This window comes from Bacillus sp. R86525, from assembly GCF_042466195.1.
Classification (GTDB): domain Bacteria; phylum Bacillota; class Bacilli; order Bacillales; family Bacillaceae_G; genus Bacillus_A; species Bacillus_A nitratireducens.
In genome coordinates this window covers 3924202-3937910 of the sequence record NZ_JAXHPX010000007.1, presented here as the reverse complement: position 1 = coordinate 3937910, position 13709 = coordinate 3924202, and the positions used below count along the sequence as shown (strand labels likewise).

At 35.5% G+C, this 13709-nt stretch carries 14 protein-coding genes and 1 riboswitch; of the genes, 12 read left to right on the top strand and 2 right to left on the bottom strand.

Annotation, left to right across the window (positions count from 1 at the left end):
- The first annotated feature begins 17 nt into the window (after nucleotides 1-17).
- The 11 genes from SJY24_RS22950 (at nucleotide 18) to SJY24_RS22900 (ending at nucleotide 11032) form a co-directional block, all read left to right on the top strand.
- Nucleotides 18-1142, top strand: coding sequence for a D-alanyl-D-alanine carboxypeptidase family protein (locus SJY24_RS22950; protein WP_377866295.1), 1125 nt, complete (start codon nucleotides 18-20; stop codon nucleotides 1140-1142).
- The gene (spmA, locus tag SJY24_RS22945; RefSeq protein WP_000247803.1) at nucleotides 1135-1731 is read left to right on the top strand and encodes a spore maturation protein SpmA; all 597 of its coding nucleotides are present in this window, start codon (nucleotides 1135-1137) and stop codon (nucleotides 1729-1731) included. The genes SJY24_RS22950 and spmA overlap by 8 nt, the downstream gene beginning before the upstream one ends.
- Entirely contained in the window at nucleotides 1728-2258 is a 531-nt protein-coding gene (gene spmB, locus SJY24_RS22940) for a spore maturation protein SpmB (RefSeq protein WP_002201161.1), read from the top strand. Before spmA ends, spmB begins: the two co-directional genes overlap by 4 nt.
- Before the next feature lie 289 nt (nucleotides 2259-2547).
- Nucleotides 2548-3276 (top strand): 23S rRNA pseudouridine(2605) synthase RluB, encoded by a 729-nt coding sequence (gene rluB / locus SJY24_RS22935; RefSeq protein ID WP_000440549.1) that lies wholly within the window; start codon nucleotides 2548-2550, stop codon nucleotides 3274-3276.
- A 106-nt stretch (nucleotides 3277-3382) separates the two neighbouring features.
- Nucleotides 3383-3904, top strand: coding sequence for a thiol-disulfide oxidoreductase ResA (gene resA / locus SJY24_RS22930; RefSeq protein ID WP_377866294.1), 522 nt, complete (start codon nucleotides 3383-3385; stop codon nucleotides 3902-3904).
- Between the two features lie 121 nt (nucleotides 3905-4025).
- Nucleotides 4026-5651, top strand: a complete 1626-nt coding sequence (resB, locus tag SJY24_RS22925; RefSeq protein WP_000910542.1) for a cytochrome c biogenesis protein ResB — start codon at nucleotides 4026-4028, stop codon at nucleotides 5649-5651.
- A 14-nt stretch (nucleotides 5652-5665) separates the two neighbouring features.
- On the top strand, nucleotides 5666-6823 hold the full coding sequence (gene resC, locus SJY24_RS22920) for a cytochrome c biogenesis protein ResC (RefSeq protein WP_377866293.1): 1158 nt from the start codon (nucleotides 5666-5668) through the stop codon (nucleotides 6821-6823).
- Nucleotides 6824-7124: 301 nt separating this feature from the next.
- Nucleotides 7125-7841, top strand: a complete 717-nt coding sequence (gene resD / locus SJY24_RS22915; protein ID WP_000426861.1) for a DNA-binding response regulator ResD — start codon at nucleotides 7125-7127, stop codon at nucleotides 7839-7841.
- A complete protein-coding gene (gene resE, locus SJY24_RS22910) occupies nucleotides 7841-9616 on the top strand; it encodes a sensor histidine kinase ResE (protein WP_080119866.1) in 1776 nt (591 codons plus the stop codon). Before resD ends, resE begins: the two co-directional genes overlap by 1 nt.
- Nucleotides 9617-9750: 134 nt before the next feature.
- Nucleotides 9751-10332 carry a cob(I)yrinic acid a,c-diamide adenosyltransferase gene (locus tag SJY24_RS22905; protein WP_377866292.1) on the top strand — a complete coding sequence of 194 codons (582 nt, stop codon included), beginning with the start codon at nucleotides 9751-9753 and terminating at the stop codon, nucleotides 10330-10332.
- Nucleotides 10333-10417: 85 nt separating this feature from the next.
- Nucleotides 10418-11032: a peptidoglycan DD-metalloendopeptidase family protein gene (locus tag SJY24_RS22900; protein WP_377866291.1), complete on the top strand. Its 615-nt coding sequence runs from the start codon at nucleotides 10418-10420 to the stop codon at nucleotides 11030-11032.
- Between the two features lie 170 nt (nucleotides 11033-11202).
- Here SJY24_RS22900 and SJY24_RS22895 read toward each other — a convergent pair whose 3' ends face one another.
- Nucleotides 11203-11889, bottom strand: a complete 687-nt coding sequence (locus tag SJY24_RS22895) for a hypothetical protein (RefSeq protein WP_000710841.1) — start codon at nucleotides 11887-11889, stop codon at nucleotides 11203-11205.
- A gap of 248 nt (nucleotides 11890-12137) precedes the next feature.
- Nucleotides 12138-12277, top strand: a riboswitch (FMN riboswitch).
- A 164-nt stretch (nucleotides 12278-12441) separates the two neighbouring features.
- On the opposite strand from SJY24_RS22895, the gene SJY24_RS22890 reads away from it, so the two are divergent.
- The gene (locus SJY24_RS22890) at nucleotides 12442-13020 is read left to right on the top strand and encodes an ECF transporter S component (protein WP_000810848.1); all 579 of its coding nucleotides are present in this window, start codon (nucleotides 12442-12444) and stop codon (nucleotides 13018-13020) included.
- A 276-nt stretch (nucleotides 13021-13296) separates the two neighbouring features.
- On the opposite strand, the gene SJY24_RS22885 is transcribed toward SJY24_RS22890, so the two are convergent.
- Entirely contained in the window at nucleotides 13297-13545 is a 249-nt protein-coding gene (locus SJY24_RS22885) for a ferredoxin (RefSeq protein WP_001151994.1), read from the bottom strand.
- Between the last annotated feature and the right edge of the window lie 164 nt (nucleotides 13546-13709).

Genomic DNA, 13709 nt, shown 5'->3' with positions numbered 1-13709 from the left:
AGGACGTGGGGGGAAATATGAGACGAATTTGTATAATAATTACGCTAATTATAATGTACGCAAGTGTTATGCCGATTCCTACATATGCAAAAATGAACGGTGGTGTCAGTGCTCGTAACGCAGTTTTAATGGAACAGCAATCTGGTCGTGTACTTTATGGGAAATTAGAACATGAGCCACAAAAAATTGCTAGTATAACAAAAATTATGACAGCATTGTTAGCTGCTGAATCAGGAAAAATGAAAGAACTAGTATCGGTTAGTAATGAAGCGGTACGAGTAGAAGGATCAGCAATTTATTTAAAACCTGGACAAAAAGTGAAGTTAGAAGATTTAGTCTACGGGTTAATGCTTAGATCAGGTAATGATGCAGCACAAGTAATTGCTGAAAATGTGGGAGGGAGTATAGAAGGGTTCGTATATTTAATGAATGAAAAGGCAAAAGAAATTGGAATGAAAGATACGCACTTCTCAAACCCGCATGGCTTGGATGGGGATGGATCGCATTATTCGTCGGCTTATGATATGGCATTATTAACGAAATATGCAATGGGGAACGAGACCTTTAAGAAAATTTTTGGAACAAAAACGTATAAATCAGATTCTTGGGATTATCCGTGGAAAAATAAACATAAGCTTGTGACATCTTATTATGAATTTGCAACAGGAGGAAAGACAGGTTTTACGAAGAAAGCAGGACGGACACTTGTTACAACAGCTTCAAAAGATGGACTAGATTTAATTGTTGTAACTTTGAGTGCTTCTAGTGATTGGGATGATCATATGAATTTATTTGACAAAGGTTTTGAACATTTCAAGCAAACTACAGTTTTAGGACAAGGAGCGCTAGCTGAAATAAATGAAAAGAAATACGCCAATCATGTTTATACGAAAAATAGTTTTTCTGTTCCTTTAACTGAAGAGGAAAGAAAAAGCGTGTTATTAAAAGTTGAGCTCGATAAAAGTGCAAAACTTACGGATGGGTTAAAGATTGGAAAGACCGAAATTTATGTAGGAAATGAAAAAGTTGGAGAACGTAATTTGTTTTACAGTAAACGAAAGTTAGTAGCTACAACCGGAATGTATTGGAATAACGTAAAAGAAATCTTTTCTTATATGATAGGTGTTGGGATAGATGGTTAATCTCGTCTGGGCAGCGATGGCGGTCATAGGGATTGTGTATGCCATGATAAACGGAACGATGGAAGAAGTAACTAAAGCTGTATTTGAAGGATCAAAAGATGCGGTAACGATTTGTATTGGACTTATTAGCGTTTTAGTATTTTGGCTTGGCTTAATGAAAATTGCAGAGGAAGCAGGGTTGTTAAAAAAGTTAGTTACACTTTTTATGCCGATAGTAAAAAGATTGTTTCCGGAAATACCGAAGGATCATCCGTCAATGGGATTTATTCTATCAAATATGATGGCGAACTTTTTTGGACTAGGTAATGCAGCAACCCCCCTTGGTATTAAAGCGATGGAACAACTGAAAGAGTTAAATGGAGGGAAGGATTCGGCCAGTCGCTCTATGGTGACGTTTCTAGCATTAAATACATCAGCTATTACTTTAATTCCTACTACCGTCATTTCGATTCGAATGACTTATGAATCAGCAAATCCTACTGAAATTGTTGGCGTAACATTTATAGCACAAGTGTTATCGATGATCGGAGCAATTTGGATTGACCGCTATTTTTACCGAAGAAGGAGTAGAAAGGGGCGGAAAAAATGAGTATTGTAAATACAATTTCATTATGGGTAATCCCTTGTGTAATTGGTTTTATCCTTTTATATGGCACGATAAAGAAAGTTCCGACGTATGAATCGTTCGTAGAGGGCGGAAAAGAAGGAATTCAAATTGCAGTTTCCATTTTGCCATTTATGGTAGGAATGCTTGTATCTATTTCTATTTTCCGGGCATCAGGTGCTCTAGATGCGATGATATCGGTAATGAAGCCGATGTTAGATTTAATTCATGTACCAGCCGAAATTGTCCCACTTGCACTTATTCGTCCGATTTCTGGCTCTGCTGGTTTAAGTATTACGACTGATTTAATCGCTACATATGGGCCAGATTCGTTTATTGGAAGATTAGCTTCAACGATGCAAGGTAGCACAGATACGACCTTTTATATTTTAACAGTATACTTTGGGGCTGTTGGTATTAGAAAAATGGGAGATGCATTAAAGGTAGGGCTTTTTGCAGATTTAATCGGAATTATTTGCTCGATTGTGTTTGTTTCTCTATTGTTTCGGTAATGCTATTCATTTTTTGCGCTATTTCGCTTATAATACGTATACGACCACTATTAACGTGTAGTTTAATAGTGGTTTTTTTATGCGGTATTTTTGACAAAATGATGAACTTTTATTGTGAGAAATATGAAAAATGTGGACAATAATAAAGGGTAAAAACATGATTTGACCTTTATATGTTTATCATCATCGCTATGTTGTTTAAGTAAGAAGGAGCGAATAGCCGTAAAGTGTATGCGGTTGCCAAGTCTTTCTAATGTAAGGTAAGATAAATTCGAGGTGAAAAAAAGAAATGGAACGATTACAAAAAGTGATTGCGCAAGCAGGTATTGCATCGAGAAGAAAGGCTGAGGAATTAATTCAGCAAGGAAAAGTGAAAGTTAATGGGAAAATAGTGAAGGAGTTAGGAACAAAAGTAACTCCTCAAGATAAAGTAGAAGTGAATAACATCCCTCTTGAAAAAGAAGAACCTATTTATTTTTTACTATATAAACCAACGGGTGTAATTTCGAGTGTATCAGATGATAAAGGAAGAAGTGTTGTAACAGACTTTTTCCCTGAAATCAGACAACGTTTATTCCCAATCGGACGTTTAGATTATGATACGTCTGGCGTATTATTGATGACAAACGATGGAGATTTCGCCAATGTATTAATGCACCCGAGATATAAAGTTGAAAAAACATATGTTGCAAAAATTAAAGGGCCATTAACAGGTGAGAAAATTCGCATGTTAGAACGAGGTGTTATGTTAGAAGACGGGAAAACAGCACCAGCAAATGTGAAAATTACTTCTTGGGACAAGCGTAAAGAGACGGCAATTGTACAATTAACGATTCATGAAGGACGTAACCGTCAAGTACGTCGTATGTTTGAAGCGTTAGATTGTAAAGTAGTAAAATTAAAGCGTGAACGTTATGCTTTCTTAGAAGTAGGAAGTCTGCGACCTGGTGATGCGAGAGAATTGACACCTCATGAGGTGAAACAATTACGCGCACTTGCTTCTACAAAGCCAAGATAAGTTATAGAGTTAAAATTTCACCAGTGGAGTACTCTGCTGGTGATTTATTCAATACAACATTTACAGAAGAGAATACATATCATTTACCGAGGAGAGGAGAGGGAATATGAAGAAAAATCGCTTATTATTTCGCATTATTATTCTACTCATTTTATGCGGTGCTGTAGGATTTACACTCTATCAAGGGTTTTTCACTGATAAAGAAAAAATGCAAATTGGGAAAGAAGCACCTAATTTTGTTGTGACGGATTTGGAAGGAAAGAAAATTGAATTAAAGGACTTAAAGGGTAAAGGGGTATTTTTAAACTTTTGGGGAACCTGGTGTAAACCTTGTGAAAAAGAAATGCCTTATATGAATGAATTATATCCAAAGTATAAAGAAAAAGGCGTTGAAATTATTGCATTAGATGCAGATGAAACAGATATTGCGGTTAAGAACTTTGTGAAACAATATGATTTGAAATTCCCAGTTGCCATTGATAAAGGAACAAAAATCATAGGTACATATGGGGTAGGACCATTACCGACAAGTTTTTTGATTGATAAAGATGGAATAGTAGTCGAACAAATTATAGGTGAACAAACGAAAGAACAGTTAGAAGGATATTTAAAGAAAATTACTCCGTAATAAAGAAAGCCTTTACATAAGAGGTGCTTACCTATAGCGCCTTCGGTTTAAAAATTCTGAGTATTGCGGTAACTTGAGGTTAGAATATACAATAGTACATATAGATACAGGGGCGGTGAGAGTGTTGAAAGAAATTAAGTGTGAATGTGGACATGTTAATCCAATAGGAACTGTTTTTTGTGAAGCTTGTGGGAAACCATTTGAAAGCAATGAAAATATAAAACTATTGGATATGCGCTATGAGGGGAGTGCTCGGAGATCTCTCACGCAAACAAAAACGATAGTTGATAAAATTTGGAGCTTTTTCTCTTCTGTAAAAGTGGGTGTATGGCTCATTGTAATTACTTTAGCTGCATCGGCGATTGGAACTATTTTTCCGCAAGAAATGTACATAACTCCAGGGATTGCACCAGCTGAATATTATAAACAAGAATACGGATTTTTAGGGCAATTGTACTATCAATTAGGATTTAATAATTTATACGGTTCATGGTGGTATATGATTTTAATTGCTTCAATTGGTATTTCACTTGTGATATGTAGTTTAGATCGTGTCATTCCCCTTTATAAAGCTTTAAAGAAGCAAGGGGTGAAAAGACACCCTAGCTTTTTAAAGAGGCAGAGATTATACGGCACTGGTACACCGCAAGATGGTGATTTGGAAAGAGTCCAAATGAATTTAAAGAAAACGAACTATAATGTGAAAGTGGAAGACGGAAACATTTTAGCTGAAAAGGGACGGTTTTCACGCTGGGGTCCATATGTGAATCATATCGGTCTCATTATCTTTTTATTTGGTGCAATGCTCCGTTTTTTACCGAGTATGTACGTAGACGAAGCGCTTTGGTTACGTGATGGCGAAACGAAAGAAATACCGGGAACGCATGGTCAATACTATTTAAAAAACGAGAAATTTATAAAGGAAGTTTATGATAAAAGTAAGGACAAGGAAGTTTTTGATGAAGCAATTGACCGTGTAGGTGATAAAATGATTGCGAAAAATTTCCAAACAAATGCTGTATTGTATAAAGCAGTCGGCGAGAATATAGCAGGACAAAAACCGAAACTGGAAAAAGTAAAAGAAGCGGAAATTCGAGTGAATGAACCACTGAAATTTGATCAATTTGCTGTTTATCAGGTGGATTACAAAGAAAGTGAATTTAAAAGCATGTCCTTCCATTTGCAAAACAAAGATAATAATCAAAAGTGGGGACCAATTAAAGTGAATTTAGCAGACCCTACAGAAAAATACGATTTAGGAAATGGGTATTCTCTAGAACTATTAAGCTATTTCCCAGATTTTTATTTTGATGAGAATGGAAGACCAAATACAAAAACGAAATTACCAAACAATCCTGCATTTGTGTTTAAAATGTTTACGCCAGAAACACCAGATGGTGAAGTGAGTTTTGTTGGAATTCAGCAAAATATAGAACCTGATGGAAATAATAAATATAAAATGTCCTTTGCAGGTGTGGAAATGCAAAATGCAACAGCTCTTACAGTCAGAAAAGATTTGACGCTTTGGATTCTTGGTATAGGTGGATTTATATTTATGGTAGGTGTGATTCAAGGTATGTATTGGAATCATCGCCGTATTTGGATACAACGTGTTAATGATGAATGGTGGATTGCAGGCCATACGAATAAAAATTGGTTCAGTTTAAAGAAAGATATTGAAAGAGTACTAGAAGGAACAGCGATTCCACAACCAAACGATAAAATGAATGATAAAAAAATTAGTTAAGGTGGGGAAACGATATGGTGCAAATAAGTAGTAATTTTCTGTTCGCTGCGTTCATCTTATATTTAATTGCAACTTTATTTTTTGGAGGAGCAATTAAAGAAAAGGGTAATAAATGGGCAAATATAGGAATAACGATCACAATTTTAGGGTTTATTGCACAAACAGTATATTTTGTTACAAGGTGGATTGCATCAGGTCATGCGCCAGTTAGTAACTTTTTTGAATTCGGTACATTTTTCGGCATGATGCTTGTCGGAGCATTTATTGTAATGTATTTTATGTACCGTGTAAGTATAATCGGATTATTTGCATTACCAGTTGCTCTTTTATTAATTGCTTATGCGAGTATGTTTCCAAGGGAAATATCTCCGCTTATTCCATCTTTAAAAAGTAATTGGTTACATATTCACGTGACGACGGCAGCAGCAGGACAAGCGATTTTAGCAATTAGTTTTATTACGGGTGTAATGTACTTACTGAAGAATGTAGATCAATCGACAAGAAGTAAGCGAACTTTTTGGTTAGAAACGGTCGTGTTCACACTTGTTTGTACAGTTGGATTTATTGGAGTAACAACGGTATTTTCTAGTATGAAATATGAAGCGAAGTTTCAATGGATTGATAAAAATGAACAACAAGTGGAGATGAAGTACAATCTTCCGGCTTTAGTTGGACCGCATGAAGGGAAATTAATGACAGAAAATAAATTAGAGCCAACAGTTGAAGTCCCTGCGATTGTAAATGCGAAAAAATTAAATACTGTTATTTGGTCAGTGTTAGTCGGAACACTACTTTATATTGTATTAAGACTTGTTTTACGTAAGCGAGTATCAGCGGCACTTCAGCCGTTAGTAAAGAATACGAATAGTGATTTACTAGATGAAATCGGATATCGTTCTATTGCGATAGGGTTCCCGGTGTTTACGTTAGGAGCGTTAATCTTTGCAATGATCTGGGCTCAAATTGCTTGGACGCGCTTTTGGGGTTGGGATCCAAAAGAAGTTTGGGCACTTATTACATGGCTCTTTTATGCTGCGGTATTACATTTACGTTTATCTAAAGGATGGCATGGAGAAAAGTCTGCTTGGCTTGCAGTAATTGGTTTTGCAATCATTATGTTTAACTTTATTGTAGTAAACTTAATTATTGCGGGTTTACATTCATATGCATAGAGAAATAAAATAGGAGAGTGTATGTCACTTTCCTATTTTATTTTTGTCAACTTTTCTTCTTTTTTGAGAAAAACATGACAAAGTAGCGGTTGATTTTGTAAAATGATGTCGAGGACCAAATAGACTGTTCAAAAAAAATACATAGTTTTGGAAAAAAAATGAACAAACTTTATTATTCTTGTGAAGCATAATATGGAAAGTGAAACGTTTAAAAAATATTTTGTTAAATGAGAATAAGTGCAACATTATATTGTAGAAGGGTAGGTGTGAACCGTTGCGCTAAAATGCGTAGCGGGTAGAAATGGAAAATGAATCAAGAATATTAATTGTAGACGATGAGGATCGTATTCGTCGCTTATTGAAAATGTATTTAGAAAGAGAGCAATACACAATTGAAGAAGCTGATAATGGTGATACAGCTTTAGAAATGGCCTTACAAAATGATTATGATTTAATCTTATTAGATCTTATGATGCCTGGTAAAGATGGTATCGAAGTGTGCAAAGGGGTTCGTGAGAAGAAAGCGACACCAATTATTATGCTGACAGCAAAAGGTGAAGAAGTAAATCGGGTACAAGGGTTTGAGGTAGGAACTGATGATTATATCGTGAAACCATTTAGCCCTCGTGAAGTAGTGCTTCGTGTGAAAGCGGTATTACGCCGTGCTGTGCCAACAACATTCTTTACACAAGATACAACGACAAAAGATGTTACCGTGTTCCCACATTTAACAATTGATAACGACGCACATCGTGTTACAGCAGATGGTAATGAAGTGAATTTAACACCGAAAGAGTATGAATTACTATTATTCTTAGCGAAAGCTCCAGATAAAGTGTTTGACCGTGAGCAATTGTTAAAAGAAGTATGGCAATACGAATTCTTCGGAGATTTACGTACAGTTGATACGCATGTAAAGCGTTTACGTGAGAAGTTAAGTAAAAAATCACCAGATGCTGCGAAGATGATTGTTACCGTTTGGGGCGTTGGTTACAAGTTTGAGGTTGTGAACGACTGATGCTTTGGAGAAGTGTAGTAGGGAAGTTATGGATGACCATATTACTTCTCGTTTCGTTTGTTCTTGGATTTGTTGCGATTTTACTTTCGCAGTTTTTTAGAACATATTATGTTGATATGAGTGAAGCTAGGCTTCAAAAAGTTGCAACTAGTGTTTCAGAGTTAATTGAAGAAGGTGCCGATGTAAAAACGATTGAGAATATCGCGTACAAATTCTCTGATCCACTTTCAAGAATCATTATTGTAGAAGATGGTAAGGAGATTTCCTCTTCTCCGAAACAAGAAGGGTTAGTTACTCTAACAATAGATGATTTAAAAGAAGATAAAGAATTAGCTGCTGTATTTAAAGACAAAAAAGAAATTAAAAATAACATTAGAAAAGCTTCTAATAGTAGGAAGAATAAAAATACTGAAAATGATATTATGATCGTCGGAAAACCGGTGCAATCAAAAAATCAAAGTGCAGTGTTCGTATATGAATCATTACAAGTGCCGATACAAGGTATGGAGAGAACGACTGATTTTATTTTCTTATCGGCTGGGATTGCGATTATATTAACAACCTTCTTTGCGTTCTTCTTATCTACTCGAATTACAGCACCGCTTCGTAAAATGCGTGAGGTTGCTTTTGAGGTGGCACGTGGGAAGTTTGATGCAAAGGCTCCTATGGTTTCTCAGGATGAAATTGGTGAGCTTGCAACGGCCTTAAATCAAATGGGGAAACAGTTGAAGTTTAATATGAATGCTTTGCAGCAAGAAAAAGAACAGTTAGCTAGTATTTTGAGTAGTATGGCAGATGGGGTTATTACGTTAAATCAAGAAGGTGCAGTCGTAGTTATTAATCCACCGGCCGAACATTTCTTACAAGTTTGGCAAGAAGAAAAAGAGATAGAGCTAAGTAAAAAACTACCTTCTGAACTTGTTGAGTTATTCCATCTCGTTGTAGAAAGTGAGCAACAACAAGTTGTTGAAATTAATTTGCAAAAAGGTAACTACGTAGTTCTTATGACGCCGCTTTACAATCAAACGAAAATTCGTGGAGCTGTAGCAGTGTTGCGTGATATGACGGAAGAACGTCGTCTTGAGAAGATGCGTCAAGACTTTATCGCGAATGTATCACATGAACTTCGTACACCGATGGTCATGCTTCAAGGGTATAGTGAAGCGATTTTAGATGATATTGTGCAAACGAAAGAGGAAATTAATGAGTTTGTTCAAATCATTTATGATGAATCCGTTCGTTTAGGTAAGCTTGTAAATGAATTATTAGATTTAGCTCGTATGGAAAGTGGTCACGTAGAGTTACATATTGGTGAAGTAGATATTCATCCATTTGTCGAAAAAATTGGCCGTAAATTCCAAGGGATTGCAAAGGATAAAGAAGTTCAATTAACAGTTGATTTCCAAAGCCCAATTGAACAATATCCGTTTGATGCAGATCGTATGGAGCAGGTATTGACGAATTTAATTGATAATGCAATCCGTCATACAAATGCGGGTGGACATGTTACACTTGTAATTAATACGGAAAATAGTGGCCTTACTTTTGAAGTGCAGGATTCAGGTGCGGGTATTCCAGAAGAAGATATTCCATTCTTGTTCGATCGGTTCTATAAAGCTGACAAAGCGAGAACGCGTGGGAAAAAGGTTGGAACTGGACTAGGGCTTGCGATTGCTAAAAATATTGTTCAAGGTCATGATGGGAAAATTTCTGTATCCAGTGTCGTTGGAGAAGGAACCACATTCTCTGTATATTTACCAAATCGTATAATTTAGATATGTATGTTTTTAAAAAGTGATAATGAATAAAAGCTCTACTGTTTTTTATTTTTTTGTAAGTTCAATTAAATAAAGAATGGTAGAGTTTTTTTCTTTAATAATCAGTATGAAAAGAGAGGTGTCATAATGAAATGAAACTTTATACAAAAACAGGAGATAAAGGGGAAACGAGTGTAATAGGTGGCCGAGTGGATAAAGATCATATACGTGTAGAAGCTTATGGCACAATTGATGAGGCGAATTCTCATATCGGATACGCGCTGTCAAAATTGCAAGAGGAATGTTTTCGTGATATTTATAACGAGCTAGAAAATATTCAACATGAACTATTTGATTGTGGAGGAGATTTAGCAATAGTAGAGAAGAAAATCCCCTATAAAGTAAAGATAGAGATGGTCGAGTATTTAGAGAGAAAAATTGATTCTTATACAGAAGAGGCGCCGCCATTAGAACGTTTTATTTTACCAGGTGGTAGCGAGGGATCAGCTGCAATACACATTGCACGTACAGTTATAAGAAGAGCAGAACGTTGTATAGTGTCATTGCAAAAAGAAGGAGAAACCAATGACATTGTTCTAAAGTATGTAAATAGGTTATCTGATTATTTGTTTGCGGTAGCTAGAGTAATAAATGCGCGTTTGCAAGTGAAAGATGTGGAATATAACCGCAGTGCACTTGTTTTTCGCAATAAAAAAGAGAAGGAAGTGGAGTAATTCACTTCCTTTTTTTTGTATACTTTCTTCTGTAATATCCCACAATAGAGAAGGTATGACGGTTATTAGAAAACGGAGGATGTATATGAAAGCGTTAAAATGTGGCGTGGTGATATTGAGTATATTATTTTTATCTCAATTACATGTTTACGCTGAAGAGAATCAGTGGATATGGCCTGTTGATGGGCAGGTAAGTGATTATTTTGGGACAAGACACGGGAAACACTATGGTATTGATATAGCTGCGTCCATTGGAACGCCTGTTGCAGCTATTCAAAATGGTAAGGTGACAAAGTCTTATTTTTCAAGTAGTTATGGAAATGTTGTGTTTATTAAACATGGAGAATATGAGGCTGTTTATGCGCATTTAAATAAGAGATATGTAGTTCAAGGGGATAATATTTCAAAAGGAGAGCGAATTGGAGAGGTAGGGAATACAGGAGAATCGCGAGGAGCACATTTACATTTAGAAGTGCATCAAGGAAGATGGACGATGGAGAAAAGGAATGCGATGAATCCGTTGCTTGTTTTAAATGAACAAAGAAATCAAGTCGTGTCATCATCATTATATGTTGTACAAAAAGGTGATACTTTAGTTAGTATTGCTCGGAGATTTAGTATGACAGTTGAGGAAATCAAAGTGAAAAATGGATTACGACAAGAGCTAATCTATCCGAACCAACAACTATACGTTAAGTAAAGGGAACTTCCCAAAGTATAACTTTTGAATAGATTTTTAAGAATACGATAGTAAATGAATTTATATCGACGTTTCGACAAGAAATGTTGACTTAGCAATAACATACGAAGATAAGAGTGACCTATTCCTAACGAAAAACCGTCCCAAAAAATCTTTTGGGACGGTTTCTTTTACCAAAAAATAAAGACACATATAAATCCAGAAATAGCTAAGTAGCTATATAAGTAAAAAACTTTTGTTCTTGTTTTTTCTTTTGTCCGAAATAGTACGATAGTTGGTTCGATTAGACCAATTGTAAGACAAAGTAAACCAAGAAGCATAAAGCCAATTGAAAGAGAATACAGGGCGATTTGTGGTGCTTGAAATGGAATCATCCATTTTAATAAAAATGCAATAAGTGCAGTGTAACAAATGCTACCGATGTATTTATTCAATGGTGTATTAGAACGGAAACCAGGAAGTTTCTTGGAAAAAGGACGGGAAACAACTTCAATTTGTAAAGATGTATGTTCTTCAATTATTTTTTGAGCTTCTTTTCCTTTTTGGAAAAGGGATAAAATCCAGTTTCGCTCACCTTGGAAAATAAATTGAGAAGTTGTTAAATAGTGATCAACTTTTACCTTATTCCAACTCTTCCATGGATGACGCTCACACAATTTTAATTTACTTTCTGTTTTTTTATCGTACTGATAAATACTTATGCCATCTTGGTCAAAAGTAGCGTAGTATGTCTCTCTTGAGAATGTGCCTAGATCAATTGGACAGTAGAAAAGTAATTCTTTTTTCAAATAAAAGTATTCTTTTCTTAAGTTCTTTTTCATTGCTTCTCGAATAGAGTGTCTTTTATCTTTTTTCATGACATTTCCTCCATAACTCAGAAAATGTTCTTATCTTAACAATTCAACATCTTATCACTTTTAACGATATATGACTAGGGGATTCATAAGAGAAATACCGAATTATAAAAAAATATGGGTTGTATTGTAAAATATATTGATTGTATTTTTGGTTATATAAAGTTAATAACTTATTTTTAATAAGTTACACTTTTTTTGTTCACAATACGATCATGTTGTTGTATAATGAAATGGAAAATAGAATATCGGTCTATCTTCGGGGCAGGGTGAAAATCCCGACCGGCGGTGATGAACAGTTAATAATTTCGTTCTAAGCCCGCGAGCCGTTAAGGCAGGATTTGGTGTGATTCCAAAGCCGACAGTATAGTCTGGATGGGAGAAGATGGAGGTTCAAGCGTTCAAAAAAGATAAGTATTTGAACGTCTGTTTGATGTGCCTTAAAACTCTCCCTTTGTGTAAATCGCAAAGGGGTTTTTTCGTTCTATGAAAAAATAGGCATAGCAGAACCTTTCCACTTTCCATGAGAAGATCGATGGAAAAGGAGAGAGAAAGATGAAACAAAAAAACAGTGTAGTGCAGATGGTGAGTGTAGCGATGCTAAGTAGTATTGCGTATTTACTAATGATGTTGGATTTTCCATTCCCAGGGCTTCCGCCATTTTTAAAAATTGATTTTAGTGATGTGCCAGCTTTAATTGCGGCGATTATTTTTGGACCGATTGCAGGAGTAATTGTAGAAGCGATAAAAAATATTTTACATTACGGAATTCAAGGAAGCTTAACGGGAGTGCCAGTTGGAGAAATTGCAAACTTTATTGCAGGATGTTTATTTATTGGACCAGCAGCTTTCTTATTTAGAAAGTATCGTACTGTAAAGAGTTTAACGACAGGATTAATGCTAGGGACAATTACAATGGCGTTAATCATGAGTGTATTAAACTACATCATCATATTCCCAGCTTACACTTGGTTTTTAAATTCACCAGCTATGTCTAGTGATGCTATAAAAACAACGGTTGTAACGGCAATCTTACCATTTAATTTGATTAAAGGAATTGTAGTGACAATTGTATTTGTAGCGTTATTCTCACGCCTGAAAGTATGGGTGTTTGCAAAAATGAATAATGCATAAAATATAAAGTGAAACTTTAATCAGTGGGGGTTTTGTTCATCTCCCACTGATTATTAGCCTTCACCAATAGGGCATTTACGGGCAGCCCGACCCTCACCTAACTTCTTTGCTTTCGTTGAATTTTGAGGTAGGGGTCTTACTGCCCGCAAATAGCGGGATAAAATAAAACCATTAGTAGTATGGACTACTAATGGTTTTTTATTAAATAGAATGAAAATAGAAAACAAAAAATGCCCCTCATCCATATGAGGGGCATTTTTTGAAGTTAATAAAAGACTATTCGAATTTTAAAGAGTCGCCATCAAATGATTCGTCAGCAACTTTAATTGAGTCAGTTGGACAGCCTTCGAATGCATCCATCATATCTTCAATTAATACATCTGGAATTTCAACGATACCTTGGTTATCGTCTAATGTTACAAATGCAATGCCTTCATCATCATAGTCATAAATGTCTGGTGCAGCAGCGCCACAAGCACCACATGCAATACAAGTATCTTTATCAACGATTGTATATTTTGCCATCTTTTTTCCCTCCTGATAATATGTATGTGAAAAGTTCGTCAAAAAATTATAACCTTATTGTAAAACGGTTTTTAAAACTTTTCAACATAAAATTATAATGATAATGCTTATCAATTAGGGTGTCAACTTGTTTTTGAATTATTTCATAAGATTTTCAAAATACT